We start from the raw sequence: 16,089 nt of genomic DNA, 5'->3' as shown, positions 1-16,089 counted from the left end.
CGTCACTTCCCGCGCGGCACGGGCGGCGATCCTTGGACGCCGCATGCGCGCGACACGGATCACCCGTCGGACCCTCGTCGGCGGCGCCGGCACCGTCCTGGCCGGCGCCGCCCTGACCACGCCGGCGCACGCCCGGCTGCTGACGGGCGCGCGCGGGATCGGACCGGGGGAGTTCCTCGACGGCGTCGCGTCGGGCGAGCCGGCGCCCGACGCGGTGACGTTCTGGGGCCGCGTCACGACGCCGCGCCCGCGCACCGCCGCGCGGCTGATCGTCGCCGAGGACGAGGGCCTGGGACGGGTCGTGGCGACGACCGTCGTGCCGACCTCGTCGGGGGTCGACCACACGCTGAAGGCGCGCGTCGGCGGCCTGCGGCCCGACACGCACTACTGGTACGTCTGGCAGTCGGCGACGGGGATGTCGCCCGTCGGCCGCACGAAGACGGCGCCCGATCCGGCGAGCGCGAAGGCGATCGCGATCGGCTTCTCGAGCTGCCAGCGCCTGACGCACGGCTTCTTCAACGCCCACGCGGACGCCGCGGCCCGCGACGACCTCGACCTGTACGCGTTCCTGGGCGACTACACGTACGAGTACGCGGCGGCCAAGGAGTCCGGCGGCGCGGCGGACGAGCTCGCGACGAACGACCTGGCCAGCTACCGGGCGAAGCTGCGCTTCTACCGCGCCGACCCCTACCTGCGCGAGCTGCACCGCGTCCACCCGACCGTGCACACGTGGGACGACCACGAGGTCGAGGACAACTACACGGACGGCAGGAACGGCCACCCGTTCGCGTCGCAGCGCGCCGCGGGCTACCGCGCCAGCTTCGAGTGGCACCCACGGCTGTCGGTCCCCGGCGACCGCTACCGCCTGTACCGGAACTGGCGCCTGGGCCGGCACGCCGAGCTGCTCATGCTCGACCAGCGCCAGTACCGCCGCGCCGACCAGCCCGAGGCGTTCCTGGGCCGCGCGCAGATGGAGTGGGCGAAGGCGAGCCTGTCGGGCAGCGGGGCCAGCTGGAAGCTGCTCGGCAACCCGACGATGATCACGATGCTCGGTCCGAACGGTCCGCTCGGCGGCACGTCCTTCAACACGGACCAGTGGGACGGGTACACCGCGGAGCGCGACGAGCTGCTCGGCCACATCGGCGCCGGAGGCCTCCAGGACGTCGTCTTCCTGACGGGCGACATCCACATCTTCTTCGCCAACCACCTGCCGGTCGACAGCCGGCCCGGATCGGGCAGCCCGATCGTCGCCACCGAGTACGTCGGCGGGTCGGTGACGTCGGCGGGCGTGCCCGAGTGGCTCGAGTGGCTCGGCAACGGCGCGATCAAGACGATCAACCCGCAGTTCCAGTACGTCCAGGGCGCGCGGCACGGGTGGGCCGTCCTGCGCGCCGACGCGAACGAGCTGCGCGTGGACTACCGGGCGTCGGACATCACCCGCCAGGGCGCGCCGAGCGAGACGATCGCCTCGTTCGTGCAGGCCCGCGGCGCGAACCGGCTGGAGCAGACGGCCGGGACCCGCGGGGGCGACGCGAAGGTCACGCGCGCCGGCGAGGCGGGCGCACGGAGTCAGGTCGGGGACGCGCTGACCCGCCGCCGCGACGCCGAGGCGCGCATCGCCCTGTCCGGACGCGCCCAGCCCCGCCTCGTCGAGCAGGCTGCCCGCCGCCGCACCCACCACGACGACCGCAGCCCCAGCCGCCGGAGGGCCGCCTGATGCGCCGCACCGCCCCGACCGCCGTCCTGGCCGCCGCCGGCCTGGCGCTCGCCGCCGCGCCCGCCGGGGCCGCCCCGTACGACGGGCCGACCGAGGCGCGCCCGTTCGCGGCCGTGACCGCCGAGAACGCGCCGAACCCCACCTCGCGCGAGGCCGTCCTGGACCTGGCCGGCACGACCCCCGACGCGGGCGTCCCCCGCTGCCTGGGCGACGCGAGCTTCGCCCACACCGCGTGGGCGTGGATCCCGCCGGACGAGCGGCCGCGGCGAATCAGCGTGTCGGCGACGCCGCAGGCGACGACCGGGCCGGTCACGACCGCGACCCCGGACCTGGCGCTCTTCGTCCAGCCGCTCGGCGGGACGCCGCAGTCCGCCGACGTGCGCGAGCCGGCCGCCTGCGACGGCCGCGAGATCCTGGGCGACGGCCGCGCCGACGCCAACCCGCAGGTCGACGCGGTCCTGCCCGCCGGTCGACCCGCGCTCGTGCAGGTCGGCTGGCGCGCGGGCGACCCGCTCGCGCCCGTCGTCGCCACGCTGGCGGACGAGCGCATCGACCGCCTCGCGGCGCCCGCCGGCGACGACCCCGACGCCGCGCCGCTGCTCGACGGGCCCGGCGCGTTCGAGGTGCCGCTGGGCGGCGCGACGCTCGGCGCGGGGGATCCGGCGCAGCCGGCGTGCCCGGCGCCCGCCACGGTCTGGCGGCAGGTGCGCGTGCCCGCCGGCGGCCCCTGGACCGTCTCGGGGGACGGGGACGCGAGCACCGTCACCGTCTTCGGCGACCCGCTCGCCGGCGACAGCGCGCTGGCGTGCGCGGACGGCGGGGACGGCGGCCCGCTCGCGGCCACCGTGGCGCTGTCGCGGCCCGGGCGCCTGTGGGTGCGGCTGGGCACCGACGACCCGCGCGCCGGCGCCCGCAGCCGGCTGACCGTCGTCCCGGCGGGGCCCGGCGCGGCGGGGCTCGGCGCGCCGCCGCCCGACGCCCGCCGCTCGCGCGCGGCCGACGCGCTGCTGCAGTGCACGCGCCGCCGGATCCTCCTGACCGGTGCGCGCCGCGCCGGGCGGGATCGGATGCTCCTGCGCGGCGCCGCCGGCGGCGCGGCCGCCGGCCGGCGCGTCCTGGTGCGGCGCGTCGGCGCCAAGGCGGTGGTCGCCCGCGCCGTCGTCGGGACGGACGGCACCTTCGTCGCCCGGCTGCGCGCGCCGCGGCACGCCGCCGGCGCGCGGTACGTCGCCACGCTCGGCCGCGCCGCCAGCGCGCCGCTGCCGCTGCGCCCGCGGTTCGCCGCCACGGCCGTCCGCCTGGCGAACGGCCGCGTGACCTTCCGCGGCCGCGTGACCCGCCCCTTCGCGGCGACCCGCCGCGTGACGGTCGCCGTGCGCACCGGCTGCTCCGGCGGCCGCGCCCGCTGGCGCACCGTGCGCACCGTGCGCCGGAGCCCGTCGGGGGCCGTGGTCGCGCGCTTCGCCGCGCCGCGCGGGCTGGACGTCGTGCTCGTCCGCGCCGCCACCCGCGTGCGCAGCGGCCGCCGGACCGTCGCCGCGACCACCCTCCCGCAGGCCGTCGCCCGCTGATCCCGCCCCGAGACCCATGACGCCCGACCGCCCGTCCTCCGCCGCCCGCTCGCTGCTCGCCGCCGCGACCGCCGTGGTCGCGCTGACCGCCGCCGCGCCCGCGCCCGCCGCCGCCACCGCGCCCGCGCCCGCCGCCGCCACCGCGCCCGCGCCCGCCGGCGCCACCGCCCCCGCGCCCGCCGGCGCGCCGGCCGCGCCGGCGACGGCGTCCGCCGCGCCGCGCGCGGCGGTCCCGCGCGCGACCGACTGGCCCCCCGCCGACCTGCAGGCCTACGTCGACTCCGGCCGCTACCTGCAGGACGTCGTCGCCGCCACGGTCCCCGCCCGCGACTGGCTCGTCGCCCGGACCGACCAGATCGCCGCGGACCGCGAGGCCTGCCGCGCCGCCGGGCTGCCGTTCCCGGCGCCCGTCGCGCCGGCGGCCTCCCGCGCCGCCGCGCCGCGGGTCGCCGGCGGCGGCGGGGCGGCCGCCGCGCCCGCCTGGGTCGGGGGCACCACCCTGCGGCTGACGCGCCGCGGCGCGGTCGGGCGACGCCTGCGCGCCGCCGGCCTGCGGCTGTCCACGCGGGCCCCGGCGACGACCGACGCCCGCGGTGCGCTGCTCCCCGTCCGCGCGGCCGGCTGGCGCGGCGGCGCCGCCACCGTGACGCACGCCCGCACGCTGCGCCTGCGGACCGGCGACCGGCGCGCCACGCTCGGCGGCCTGACCGTCGGCGTCCGCGGCCGCGCCGTCGCGCTGCAGGCCCGGATCGGTGGCCGCACCGTGCTGCTGGCGACCGGCACGGCGCGCGGCGCGGTCGCCGACCGCGGCGCCGGCCTGGTCCGCGTCCCCGCCACGCGCGTGCGCCTGACCGCCGCGGGGGCCGCCGCGCTGCGGCGCGCGCTCGGCCTGCGGGCGCTGCCGGCGGGGCCGCTCGGCACGGTGGCGGTCCGTGCGACGACGGCGGCCGGCCGCGGCGCCGCGGCCGCCCCGGGCGCACCGCCCGCCACGCCCGCCGCCCCGGCCGCCGGCCCGGCGCTCCCCGCCACGCCGCCGACGGCCGCGTCCTGCGCCGCCGTGCCGTCCCGCCCGGCGATCGTGCTCGACATCGACGAGACCGCGCTGTCGAACTACCTGGGGACGTTCGGCGACCCCGAGGGCGGCGACCTGGGGTACGCCGCCGTCTCGGTCTTCGGGCAGGGGACCGCGATGCCGCCGATCTTCGACCTGTACCGCGAGGCGCGCCGCCGCGGCGTGGCCGTCATCTTCATCACCGCCCGCCCGGGAATCATCCGGCCGTCGACCGAGGGGAACCTGCGGCGCGTGGGCTACGACGCCTGGGACGGCCTGACGTTCAAGAACGACCTGACGAGCGCGAAGGACGTCCACAAGACCGCCGAGCGCCGCAAGGTCGAGGCCGCGGGCTACCGGATCATCCTCAACGTCGGCGACCAGCAGACGGACATCGACGGCGGCGTCGCCGAGCGCGCGTTCAAGCTGCCGAACCCCTTCTACTAGCCGGGGCCTGCGGGCGCGGACCCGGCGGCCGCGGCGGCGCGTCCGGCGCCGGCCGGCGGGACCGAGCGGCGCGGCGACCGGTCGGCGGCGCGGCGCCACCGTTCACCGAACGGCCACACCACGGCAACACGGCGGTGACCGGCGGACGCCCGCCGGGCCCGAGGATCGGCCGGTCATCCGCCGGGCGCCGCCCGGCTCCGCCGACCGGAGGTCCCATGCCCCGAACCCGCTCACGCCGCGCCGCCCTGGCGGCCGGCCTGCTCGCCCCGTGCGTCCTCGCCGTCCTGCCCGCCGCCGCGCCGGCGGCCGTCCCGCACGTCGTCGCCGGCGGGCCCGCCGCCTGGCTCGGCGCCCAGCCGCTGCTCGGCGGGGACGCCTTCGCGCCGGCGATCGTGGAGGGCGGCTTCTCGGCCTTCGCGGCGATCGACGACGACGAGTACTGGACGATCTCGGACCGCGGCCCCAACGGCCAGCCGACCGTCACGACCAGCGCGCCGGGCGCCACGCCGGTCACGACCGAGAAGCGCCGCACGTTCCTGACGCCCGGGTTCACGCCGACGATCTACCGCGTGCGGGTCGAGGACGACGGCACGCTGCGCGTCCTGCGCCGCATCCCCATCCGCCTGCCCGCCGGCGCGGTCGACCCGGCGCAGGCGTGGCTCGCGGCGCACGCCGACCCGGCCAAGGGCATCGTCGCCGGGCCGCGGGGCCAGATCACGGGCCTGCCGCAGATCGTCACGAAGGCGCAGGGCCAGGCGAGCGGCCTGCCCGCCGACGCCGGCAAGTACGACCGCAAGAACGCCCGCGACGAGGTGCCCTACGCCGCCGACGGCACCACCGCGCTGCCGTCCGATCCGTACGGCCTGGACTCCGAGACGATCGCCGTCGACCCGCGGGACGGCTCGTTCTGGATCGGCGACGAGTACCGCCCGACCCTGGCGCACGTCGCCGCGGACGGCACGTACCTGAGCCGCATCGTCCCGGCGGGCGTGGCCGTCGCCGCCGACGCGGACGACCCGGCGAAGTTCCCCGCCGCCGACGACGCGGTCGTCCGCACCAACCGCGTGCTGCCGCGCGCGTTCGCCTACCGCAAGCAGAACCGCGGCATGGAGGGCGCGACGCTGTCGAAGGACGGGCGGACGCTCTTCGGGCTGATGCAGTCGTCGCTCGAGACGCCCGCCGGCAAGGGCGACGAGCGCACGCTGCGCCTGGTGCGCTTCGACGTCACGACCCCCGACGCCCCGGTCCTGACCGGCGAGTTCGCCTACCGCCTGGATCCCTTTGTGGCGAAGGACGGCATCACGAAGCAGGGCGACGTCTCCAACTCGGACATCACCGCGCTGGACGACACGCACCTGCTCGTCGACGAGCACGACAACGTCACGTCGGTGCCCGGCGCGGGCGTCAAGCGGATCTACGCCATCGACCTGGCCGGGGCGACGAACCTGGCGGGGGACGCCACCGAGAACGGCGAGGCGCCGACGCTCGAGGGGGCGAACGCCGCGGGCGTCACGCCCGTGACCAAGACGCTCGTCGTCGACCTGACGACGCTCGGCTACGACCACGACAAGCCCGAGGGCATCGGCGTGCTGCCGAACGGCGATCTGGCGATCCAGAACGACAACGACTTCGGCTTTGACCAGGGCGACGACCCCGCCGTCGGCGCGCCCGCCGGCTCGCCGTTCAAGGTGGCGGCGAGCGGCAAGTCCACGGACCTGTGGCGCGTCTCGTTCGCGCCGGTCTTCACGGCGGCCCCGCGGATCACGGGCGAGGCCGTCGTGGGCGGCACCCTGACCTGCACGGACGGCACGGCGACCGGTGCCGACGAGGTCGTCCGCCAGTGGCTGCGCGGCGGCCGCCCGTTCGAGGGCGCGACGGGAATCACGCACGCCGTCACCGCCGCGGACGTCGGTCGACCGCTCTCGTGCCGGGTGACGGCGATCGGCCTCGCGCCTGGCGGGCTGCGGGGCCGGACGGACGCCGACAGCGACGTCGTCGTGCCCGTGCCGGCCGCGGTCGCCGGCCCGGCCGGGCCCCACGGGACGAAGGGCGACGCCGGCGCGCGCGGCCCGCAGGGCGCGAAGGGCCCCCGCGGCCCGCAGGGCGCTCGCGGCGCCCGCGGGCGGGCCGGCCGGGTGGCCGTGTCCTGCCGCGTGCGCTCGGGCGGTCGCCGGGTGCGCTGCGTCGTGCGCGGCGCCGCGGGGGCGCGGGTGCGCCTGACCACGGCCGGCGGCCGCACCCTGGCGCGCGGCACCGTCTCGCGCACCGGGCGCGTCGCGCTGCGCCCCTCGCGCGCGGTCACCGCGGGGCGCTACGCCCTCGTGCTGCGCGGCGCGCGGGTGCCGCTGCGCGCGCGGTAGCCGGCGTGGTCGGCCGCCGGCGCCGGCGGCCGCCCGCGTCCCCCCCCGCGGGGCCGTGGCGCCGTCAGCCGCTGGTCGAGTCGCTCAGGTGCCGGCCGACGGGGCCGACGTAGATCCCGCGGGGCAGGCCCGCCAGGTCGGGCTCCGTGCCCTTGACCAGGGCCAGGTAGACGCGGCACGTGCGCTGCAGGCCGCGGCCCGTCGCCACGCGCACGTGCGGGCCCGCCCACAGCGGGCGACCCCGGTGGGCGAACTGGTACTCGCGCCCGTTCTGCGCGCGGGCGGTGACGGAGACGTCGTCGGCCCAGTCGAGCTGCTGCTCCAGCGCCACGTCCCGGATCGGTCGGCCGATCCCGCCCGGCTCGTCCCACGCGGCGGCGACGCGGTCGAGCGCCACGAGGTCGCGCAGGAGCTTCCGCGGCTCGTCGTAGGGCGCCGTCCGCGCCGTGGAGAACGCGCGCTCGGTGTAGACGAGGTGCTCCGCGTGCGCGGCGGCGAGCTCGACGGCCTCGAGCACCGTCCGCACGGCGGGCAGCTCGTCCACGCGCAGCGGCGCGGCGTCCTCGGGGTCCACCAGGTCGACGTCGGACGCGCCCGCCTCGACGGCGATCCGTCGCAGCCTGCGCGCCGACGCCCGCAGGCGCTCGCGCTCGCGCTCGGCGGCCTCCCGCGCGTCCGTCAGCTCCTCGACGACCAGCGCACGCTCGTCCAGCTGCCGCTCCAGGTCGGCGACGCGGGCCCGCAGCCCCGCCTCGGCGGCGTCGTCGCGCGCCTCGCCGGGGGCGCCGGCGGCCGCGTCGCCGGTGCGCAGCTGGCGCAGCCGGTCGCGCTCGGCCGCGACCTGCGTCAGCCGGGCGTGGGCGCGCTCCAGCTCGCCGGCCAGCCGCTGCCGCTCGCCCTGCTCGCGCGCGGCCTTCGCCTCGGCGCGGGCGGCGCGCTCCTGGGCGCGGCGGACGCCCTCGCGACCCCGCTCGGCGTCGCGCGCGCGGCGCACCGCCGCCACGTCGGCCTGCTCGCGGGCCTCCGCCAGCTCGTGCCGGGCGCGGGCCAGCAGGCGGCCCAGGGCCGCCAGGGACCGGGGCAGCAGATCGGGCGCGCCGGGGGCCGGCAGGTCCGCGTCCGCCAGCGCGCGGGCCTGGGCGCGGTCGAGATCGAGCGCGCGGGCCAGCCGTCCCGCGACGCTCGCCGGATCGGGCGGCGGCGCGTCGTCGTCGGCGGGCGGACGGCGCGGCTCGGCGCCCCGCCGCCGGCCGCCACGACCGCGGCCGCCCTTGGGCGCCCGCCACCCACGCCGGGCGCCGTAGCCGGCCGAGGCGTCGTCGTCGGGGGCGGGGGACACCCGCCGATCATCGCAGGGGCGCCGCCCGCGGCCGGCGCGGGCGGGACCGCGGCGGACCCTCGCGGCTGGACGAACGGTCCAACGTGTGTGCAACCGCCACTCCGGCGGGGCCGCGATCGTCGAAGCTGACGGAGCATCCACGCCTCCGATCGCCGGTCTCGCATGCCCTCCGCCCTCCGCCGCGTCCTGCGGCTCCCAGCCCTCGTCGTCGTCGCGCTGCTCGTGGCGATCGGCGCGGTGACCGCGACGACGTGGTCGGCGCGGCCCACGAACGCCGCGGCCGCCGCCGCGTGCACCCCCAGCCCGCTCGGGGCCGCCACCGGCTGGACCGAGTTCGTCCGCGGCGACGGGCGCCGCGGCTCCTCCGAGTCCGAGGGCGCCGTCGCGTACGGCGGCGACCTGGACGCGCAGTGGATGACGATCGCGATGGGGGAGGGATCCCGGGGCATCCCGGGCACCCAGCCGACGCTCGTCGTCGGCGGCGCCGGCGGGTCGTTCAACGTCAACCGCGGCAGCGCCTACGTGCGCGACCTGCGCGGCGGCCTGAACCTGAACGGCGGCGCGGGCGCCAAGCGCCTGGCCAGCTCGCCGCTCGACGTCGCAGCTGCCTTCCCCGACCTGGTCGCGCGCTCCGCCGCCTGGGCCCGGATGCCTGCGACCGGCACGACGACGATCCGCCTGGTCGACGGCTTCAAGCGCTTCCTCGACCTGACGGGCACCGATCCGGGAACGAACGTCTTCACCGTCACCCCGGACCAGCTCGTGCGCCTCGAGGGCATCCACCTGCGCACCCCCGAGGGCAGCACGGCGCTCATCACCGTCGTCGGCGCCGGCGCCGTGCCGATCGACGGCGAGGTCGACTACCTGACGAGCGGCGGCGGCGTGGTGCAGGCCTCGGACGGCACGCACGAGCGGAACGTCCGCACGCTCTGGAACCTCCCGGACGCCACGTCCGTCACCCTGCGGATCCGCGGCGCCTTCGGCGGCACGATCGTGGCCCCGAACGCCGACGTCACCGTCACCGACAACGTCGGCCACAACCTGGGCCAGGTCGTCGCGAAGAGCTTCGCCTCGCAGCGCGAGACGCACCTGAACCTGTTCGCCGGCTGCCTGCCCGCGGGCGCGGGCGACGGCGGCGCGGGCACGACCACGACGGTCGCGCCGACCACCACGACGACGCCGACGACCACGGTCCCGCCGACCACCACGACGGCGCCGACGACGACGGTCCCGCCGACCACCACGACCGCGCCGACGACCACGGTCCCGCCGACCACCACGACCGCGCCGACGACCACGGTGCCGCCGGCTACCACGACGACGCCGACCACCCCCACGGTCCCGACCACCCCGGCCGACCCGCCGGCGGCGTCCCTGCGCGTGACCAAGACGGTCGACGCCCCGCTCGCCGTTCCCGGCACGAGCGTCGCGTTCACGGTGACCGCGCGCAACGCCGGCTCGGCGCCCGCCGAGGACGTCGTCGTCTCCGATCTGGTGCCGGTCGGCCTCACGGACGTGCGCGGGGAGGGCTGCACCGTCGACGGGCAGGTCGTCCGCTGCGTCGCGGGCACGCTGGCGCCGGGCGCGGCGCGCACCTTCGTGGTCCGCGGCACCGCCGGCCTGCTGACCGGCGCCGCCGAGCGCGAGGACCAGATCGTCCCCTTCGACGCCCAGACGGACTGGACGCTCGACCCCGGCGAGCAGCGCACCGCGACGCTCAGCTGCGGATCGTCGGCGCTCCTCGCCGACGGGTCCGTCCGCATCGTCGACGTCGACCACAGCGGCGCGCCCGACCGCAGCGTCGTGCACGTCCTGCGCGAGCGCATCGACAACGGCACGTACGAGGCGACGATCGTCAACCGATCGTCAACCGCGGCGCCGGCCGCGCCCAGGGCCGCCTGCACGCCGCCTGCCTGCCGCTGCGGACCACGACCGGCCGCGACGTCCTCGCCGGCGACCCCGTCACGAAGACGGCCGTCCTCGACGCGCGCCCGCAGCCCTACGACGTCGCCTTCGACTGCGGCACGGGCCGCGTGCCCGTCGGCGCCAGCGTCGACGTGCCGCCCGGCCGCGCGCGCATCGTCTCGTCCGTCCCCGACGGCACCACGCGCCGCGTGATCGGCCTGCGCGTCGACCAGGACGCCACCACGGTGACCGTCGGCGTGCGCTGCGTCGCCGTCCGGACGGCGCCGAAGGACGGCACCACCACCCAGCTGGCGTGGCGCGTCGTGCAGCGCGACGTCACGCTGCAGCCGGGCCAGCAGGTCGCCGACCTGGGCCTGGAGTGCGGCGCGCAGGAGAAGGGCGTCGTGGCCGGGTGGCGGCTCGACTACGGCCTGCTGCCCGTCGGCGACGAGCCGCAGATCAAGACGCGCAAGTTCGCGATCGACAACCCGACCGACCGGGTCCTGGGCGGCACGCTGTACCTGCTGTGCCTCGGCGACCGCCTGACGGACGGCGGCGCGGCGTCGGACCTGGTCAACACCGCGGCCGCCACGACGAGCACGCCGCAGGACGGGGCGGCGGTGCTGAGCGCCAGCGCCGGGCTGCGCGTGCAGCAGGCCCCGGCCGATCCCCCGGCCGCCCCGAGCATCACGGTGGGCGACGGTCCGACGACCCCGGGGCCGGCCGCCACCCCGTCCGGGACGACCGTCGTGCCCCGCGCCGCGGCCACGCGCACGGCGACGCTCCGTGGCACCCGGGTCGCGCTGGCGATCGGCTGCGCGACCGGCTGCTCCGGGACCGTCGAGGTGCGCGCCGACCGGGAGGTCCGCGTCGGCGGGCGCACCCTGCGCGCCAAGGCGCTGCTCGCGCGGACCCGCTTCCGCGTGACCGGCGCGCGCGGCACGGTGCGCGTGCGGCTGCCGGCGAAGGTCGCCGCCGCGCTGCGCCGCCAGCGCGTGCGCCGGGTGCGCGTGGTGGTGCGCGACGCCGCCGGGCGCCGCACCACGACCGTCGTGACGCTGCGGCGCCGCTGACCCCCCCCGGGGTGGCGGCGCGCCGCCACCCCGGCCGCGTGGCGGTCGCGGTCGGCGTCAGCGCGCGGGCGCGCGCGAGAGCAGCTCCGTCGCGCGCGCCGCGACGTCGTGGTCCACGACCACCTCGTAGCGCTCGGCGGTCATCCCCCCGACCGACCCGAAGTCGCGGGTCCCGCCGGTGGCCGCGTGGGCGATCGCCGCGAGCGCGGCGCCGAGCAGCGCCGCCAGCAGCACGGCGTACAGGAGCAGGCCCAGGAAGCCGGGTCCGGTGAAGAAGATGCCGAAGAGCAGCGCGAAGACCAGGCCGATGACGGCGCCCTGCGCCGCACCCTGGCCGGCGGCGCCCCCGGTCGTGACGCGGCCCGTGATCTGCTCCACCGTCCGCAGGCCGGTGCCGACGATCGCCGCGCGCTCGACGGGGAAGCCCTCGTCGGACAGCCAGTCGACGGCCCGGACGGCGTCGGCGTAGTCGTCGTACGTGCCGACGGTGGTGCGTCCGCCCGGCGCGGCCGGCGGTCCGCCGGCATCCGGCGGGGCGGCCGGGCGGCCGGCGTCGCCCGCGGGCGGTCCGGCGCCGTCGCCGGCGGTCGGCGACCGGCCGGCGGGGGCGGTGGGATCGGTGGGGTCCTGATCGGTGGACACGTCGGTGCTCCTCGGGGCGGGACGACGGTGGCCGAGCGGTCACCTGTCCCTCGACCGTACTCGCGTCGCCGACGCCCGCAACCGCACGACCGACCGGTTGCCGCGGTGCTGCCGGCACGGGGGGACGCTGCGTCGTCCCGCCGGCCGGAGGGGCCGACGCCCTGCCCCCTGGCGCGGCGCCCACGCGAGCGAGCAGGATGGGCACGTGTCCACGCATCGACCAACCGTTCGCTCCCGCCCGGGGGCCGCGCTCCTCGCCGTGCTGCTCGCCCTGCTCGCCGGGGCGCTCGCCCCGGCCGCGGCGTCGGCCGCCCCCGACCGCCTGCGCGTCGGCGCCGCCACCCTGCACCGCTGCCACGCCGACCCGGCGGGATGGTGCGGCACGCTGCGCCGGCCGCTCGACCCGTCGCGTCCGCGGGGCGCGACGATCCCGGTGGGCTTCCGCTGGTACCCCGCCGCGAAGGGCGCGGCCGGGCACCCGACGCTCGTGGCGATGGAGGGCGGCCCCGGCTACCCGGCGACCGGCACGAGCGCCGAGTACCGCGCGATGTACGGCCCGCTGCTGCGTCGCCGCGACCTGCTCCTGGTCGACATGCGCGGCACCGGCAGCTCGGGCCTGATCGACTGCCGCGCCCTGCAGGGCGCCGGCGGCCGCCAGTCCGGATCGGCGTTCGCCCGCCGCGTCGCCCGCTGCGGCCGCGCGCTGAACCGCGCGTACCCGGACGGGCGCGGCGGCCGCCTGCACGCCTCGGACCTGTTCTCCACGAAGCTCGCCACCGACGACCTGGACGCCGTGCTGGGCCACCTGCGCCGCCGGTCGATCGACCTGTACGGCGACTCGTACGGCACGTTCTTCGTGCAGTCGTTCGTCTCGCGCCACCGCGAGCGCCTGCACTCCGTCGTGCTCGACTCGGCCTACCCGGTGCGCGACCTGGACCCGTTCTACGCCTCCTCGGTCACCAGCGGCCTGACGGCGCTCGACCGCGTGTGCGCCCGCAGCGTCGCCTGCACCGACGCGGCCGGCGGCGGGACCGCGTCCGCCCGGCTCGCCGCCCTCGTCGCCCGGACGCGCACCGCGCCGCTGCGCGGCACGACGCGCGCCGCCGACGGCACGCGCGTGCGGGCGACCGTCGGGCCGCGCCAGCTCGCCGACCTGATGCAGGACGCCGGCTCGGACGCGCTCATCCTGCGCGAGCTCGACGCCGCCGTCCGCGCCGCGCTGGCCGGTGACGCCGCGCCGCTGCTGCGCCTGGCCGTCCAGGCGCGCGCCTACGACCACGGCGCCGTGCCCGCCAGCTACTTCTCGTACGGCCTGTACTGGGCGACGGCGTGCACCGACTACCCGCAGCTCTTCGACATGCGGGCGACCCCGGCGCAGCGGCGCCGTCAGCTCGCCGCGGCGAAGGCCGCCGCCGGCGACGCGCGCTTCGCCCCGTTCGCCGTCGGCGAGTGGACGGCGATCAGCGGCTACTCCCAGCCGTTCGACGGCTGCCTCTCCTGGCCCGCGCCCGTGCGCCGCGACCCGGTCGTCGGCACGCCGGACGTGCCGCTCCCGGCCGACGTGCCGCTGCTCGTCCTCGGCGGCGACCTCGACTCGCTGACGCCGGTCGCCGACGCGCAGGCGTTCGCCGCGCGCGTCGCCGTCCGTCACCGGGTCGTCCCCGTCCACAACGGGGTCCACGTCCCGGCGCTGGGCAACGACGTCACGCCGTCGGCCGCCGCGTGCGCCGCGCGCCTGGTGCGGGCGTTCGTCCGCCGGCCCGACGCCCTCGAGCGCCTGGACGCCTCGTGCGCCCCCGCGACCGAGCCGATCCACACGCCCGGCGCGTACCCGCGGCGGTTCGCCGACGTCGCGCCGGCGACGGGGACCGGGGACGAGACGGCCCGCCGCGCGGCGACGGTCGCCGCCGGCGTGCTGGGGGACGCGACCGTCCGCTACCGCTACTCCGAGGGCGCGGCGTCCACCCCGGCCCTGCGCGGCGGCACCGTGCGGGCGGCGGGGGAGGAGCGCGTGCGCCTGACGTTCGACGGCGCCCGCCTGGTCGCGGACGCCCCGGTCGACGGCACCGGCACGTGGGAGCCGGCCTCCGGCGCGGTGCGGGGAGCCCTCACCGTCCGCGTGCCCGGCGGCCGCCCCGTGCGCGTGCGCGTGGCGTGGAACGTCGGCCGGCCGACGGCCACGGCGCGCGTCGGCGGCGCGACGCTGGAGCTGCCGGCGCCCTGACCCCGGAACGACGAAGGCCCCGCCGGAGCGGGGCCTTCGTGCAGGATGCGGATGAGAGGACTCGAACCTCCACGGTGTCACCACCACACGGACCTGAACCGTGCGCGTCTACCAATTCCGCCACATCCGCGCGGCGTCTCGCGGCCTCTGCCGCGAGCGAGGACAATAGCGCAGCGCGTTCCGGCGCGCGGTGCGGTCCCCGTCGGTCGGACGGTCGTCCGGGACGGGGGAGGGGGACGACGCGCCGCGCGAGGGGCCTGCTATAACTCCGTACCGCGCAGCAGTCAGGCGCGACCCCCGAGCCGCTATCGTCTAGGGGACTAGGACGCCGCCCTCTCACGGCGGAAACCGGGGTTCGAATCCCCGTAGCGGTACCTCTGAAAGCCCCGCAGCTGCGGGGCTTTCGTCGTTCCGGGAGCGCTACGCTGCCGGCGTGGTCGTCCCCGTGATCCTCATCGTCGTCGGCCTGCTGCTGCTCGCGGACGGCCTCGGCTTCGCGGGCTGGTCGCGGCGGGTGCGCTGGGGGCGGACGGGGGGCCGTCACGAGCAGCCGCAGGTGGCGCCGAAGGTCGTGGGCGGCGCGCTCGTCGTGATGGGGCTGATCGCGCTCGTGCTCTGAGCCGCCGGCGGTTGCCCGCGCGGGGGGTGGGGTACCCGGACGGCATGACGCAGTCCACGCCCGACGCCCAGGACCCGACCGGCGCCCCCGGCCCCGAGCAGGGGCCCACGGACCAGGCGCCGCAGCGCACCCCCGAGAAGGATCCCGACCAGTGGGCGACCGGCGGCGAGCCGGCGACCGGCCCGCAGCTCTCGTACGTGTCGACGCTCGCGCAGGAGGCCGGCGTCGAGGTGCCGGAGAACCTGACGAAGGCCGACGCCTCGAAGCTCATCGACGAGCTGCAGGACAAGACGGGGCGCGGCGGTCAGCCGGCCGGGGGCTGAGCCGGCGGCCAGGCGCTCGCCTGGACGTTCGTCGCGGCGTCGTTTACGCGCGACGCGATCGGGGACGTGGGGGGTGGCGCCGGGCCGCGGGTTCGGCGCCCCGGCGCTCGGCACGGGCCGGCGCCACACCCCGTCCCACCACAGGAGAACGTCCATGTCACGTCCCCGTCTCGCTCGCCTCGTCGTGGCGCTGCTCGCCGCCCTGGCCGTCGGCGGCACCACCGTCGCGCCCGCCGGCGCGAGCGACGCCACGCTGCGCGCCGCCATCAAGAAGCAGGACCGCGCGTCCGACAAGGCGCTGAAGAAGATCGAGGAGCCGGCGCAGGACAGCCCTACCTTCGCCGCCGACTACGCGACGTTCGTCGAGCAGGTCAACGGCGTCCTGACCGACTACCGCAAGGGCATCCGCAAGGAGCGCGCCTCGACGGCGAAGGGCCGCAAGGCCCGCACGCTGATGATCTCGTCGATCACGACGCTGCAGGAGACGCTGCGCACGATGGCCGAGGTCCTCGCCCGCACGCCGAACAACGGCGAGGCGCAGGCGTCGCCCGAGGACCAGAAGCGCCTCGAGGACGCGCTGGAGGAGTTCGCGGACGCCGCGAAGGACAACGTGCGCGCCTATAAGCTGCTCGGGATGAAGCCGCCGAAGGGGGCGAAGGTCCAGCCGGCCACGGAGACCTCCGCCTGAGGGACCCCGCCGCACCCGGGCGTCCCCGCCCCCGCCGCGCCGCGGGGGCGCACGCCGGCGTTCGCGGGGACGCGGTCGCCGACGAGGCGACCGGGGCCCCGGTCGACGCCGGCGCCCACGCGTCCGGGGG

General features: G+C 78.4%; 12 protein-coding genes and 2 tRNA genes. 11 read left to right on the top strand and 3 right to left on the bottom strand.

The genetic code is table 11. The features are described from left to right. The first annotated feature begins 43 nt into the window (after window positions 1-43). The 4 genes from J3P29_RS12005 (at window position 44) to J3P29_RS11990 (ending at window position 7,146) form a co-directional block, all read left to right on the top strand. A complete protein-coding gene (locus J3P29_RS12005) occupies window positions 44-1,717 on the top strand; it encodes an alkaline phosphatase D family protein (RefSeq protein ID WP_210493646.1) in 1,674 nt (557 codons plus the stop codon). After that, on the top strand, window positions 1,717-3,288 hold the full coding sequence (locus J3P29_RS12000; RefSeq protein WP_210493644.1) for a hypothetical protein: 1,572 nt from the start codon (window positions 1,717-1,719) through the stop codon (window positions 3,286-3,288). The genes J3P29_RS12005 and J3P29_RS12000 overlap by 1 nt, the downstream gene beginning before the upstream one ends. Before the next feature lie 16 nt (window positions 3,289-3,304). Then, window positions 3,305-4,786 (top strand): HAD family acid phosphatase, encoded by a 1,482-nt coding sequence (locus J3P29_RS11995; protein WP_210493643.1) that lies wholly within the window; start codon window positions 3,305-3,307, stop codon window positions 4,784-4,786. Window positions 4,787-5,001: 215 nt separating this feature from the next. Further along, entirely contained in the window at window positions 5,002-7,146 is a 2,145-nt protein-coding gene (locus J3P29_RS11990) for an esterase-like activity of phytase family protein (RefSeq protein WP_210493641.1), read from the top strand. A 64-nt stretch (window positions 7,147-7,210) separates the two neighbouring features. Here J3P29_RS11990 and J3P29_RS11985 read toward each other — a convergent pair whose 3' ends face one another. Next, complete coding sequence (locus J3P29_RS11985) at window positions 7,211-8,485, bottom strand: hypothetical protein (RefSeq protein ID WP_210493640.1); 1,275 nt, start codon at window positions 8,483-8,485, stop codon at window positions 7,211-7,213. Between the two features lie 162 nt (window positions 8,486-8,647). Here J3P29_RS11985 and J3P29_RS11980 point away from each other — a divergent pair, with 162 nt between their 5' ends. Together J3P29_RS11980 and J3P29_RS11975 are read left to right on the top strand one after the other, a co-directional pair. Next, window positions 8,648-10,603 (top strand): collagen-binding domain-containing protein, encoded by a 1,956-nt coding sequence (locus J3P29_RS11980; protein WP_210493639.1) that lies wholly within the window; start codon window positions 8,648-8,650, stop codon window positions 10,601-10,603. After that, the gene (locus J3P29_RS11975; RefSeq protein ID WP_210493638.1) at window positions 10,519-11,463 is read left to right on the top strand and encodes a hypothetical protein; all 945 of its coding nucleotides are present in this window, start codon (window positions 10,519-10,521) and stop codon (window positions 11,461-11,463) included. Before J3P29_RS11980 ends, J3P29_RS11975 begins: the two co-directional genes overlap by 85 nt. Before the next feature lie 57 nt (window positions 11,464-11,520). Here the strand turns inward: J3P29_RS11975 and J3P29_RS11970 are convergent, their stop codons facing one another. Then, a complete protein-coding gene (locus J3P29_RS11970; protein ID WP_210493637.1) occupies window positions 11,521-12,105 on the bottom strand; it encodes a general stress protein in 585 nt (194 codons plus the stop codon). A 205-nt stretch (window positions 12,106-12,310) separates the two neighbouring features. Here J3P29_RS11970 and J3P29_RS11965 point away from each other — a divergent pair, with 205 nt between their 5' ends. Beyond that, the gene (locus J3P29_RS11965; RefSeq protein WP_210493636.1) at window positions 12,311-14,329 is read left to right on the top strand and encodes an alpha/beta hydrolase; all 2,019 of its coding nucleotides are present in this window, start codon (window positions 12,311-12,313) and stop codon (window positions 14,327-14,329) included. Between the two features lie 46 nt (window positions 14,330-14,375). Here the strand turns inward: J3P29_RS11965 and J3P29_RS11960 are convergent. Continuing rightward, window positions 14,376-14,459, bottom strand: a tRNA-Leu gene (locus tag J3P29_RS11960). A 171-nt stretch (window positions 14,460-14,630) separates the two neighbouring features. Between J3P29_RS11960 and J3P29_RS11955 the strand changes: the two genes are divergently transcribed. From J3P29_RS11955 to J3P29_RS11940, 4 genes are all read left to right on the top strand, one after another. Then, a tRNA-Glu gene (locus J3P29_RS11955) sits at window positions 14,631-14,703 on the top strand. Window positions 14,704-14,762: 59 nt separating this feature from the next. Beyond that, the gene (locus J3P29_RS11950) at window positions 14,763-14,948 is read left to right on the top strand and encodes a hypothetical protein (protein ID WP_210493635.1); all 186 of its coding nucleotides are present in this window, start codon (window positions 14,763-14,765) and stop codon (window positions 14,946-14,948) included. Window positions 14,949-14,992: 44 nt separating this feature from the next. Beyond that, on the top strand, window positions 14,993-15,271 hold the full coding sequence (locus J3P29_RS11945; protein WP_210493633.1) for a DUF3072 domain-containing protein: 279 nt from the start codon (window positions 14,993-14,995) through the stop codon (window positions 15,269-15,271). A 154-nt stretch (window positions 15,272-15,425) separates the two neighbouring features. Continuing rightward, on the top strand, window positions 15,426-15,959 hold the full coding sequence (locus J3P29_RS11940; protein ID WP_210493632.1) for a hypothetical protein: 534 nt from the start codon (window positions 15,426-15,428) through the stop codon (window positions 15,957-15,959). Window positions 15,960-16,089: the final 130 nt, after the last annotated feature.

Origin of the sequence: Patulibacter sp. SYSU D01012 (genome assembly GCF_017916475.1) — a bacterium.
Lineage (GTDB): Bacteria > Actinomycetota > Thermoleophilia > Solirubrobacterales > Solirubrobacteraceae > Patulibacter.
This window is presented reverse-complemented; position numbering and strand designations above follow the sequence as displayed.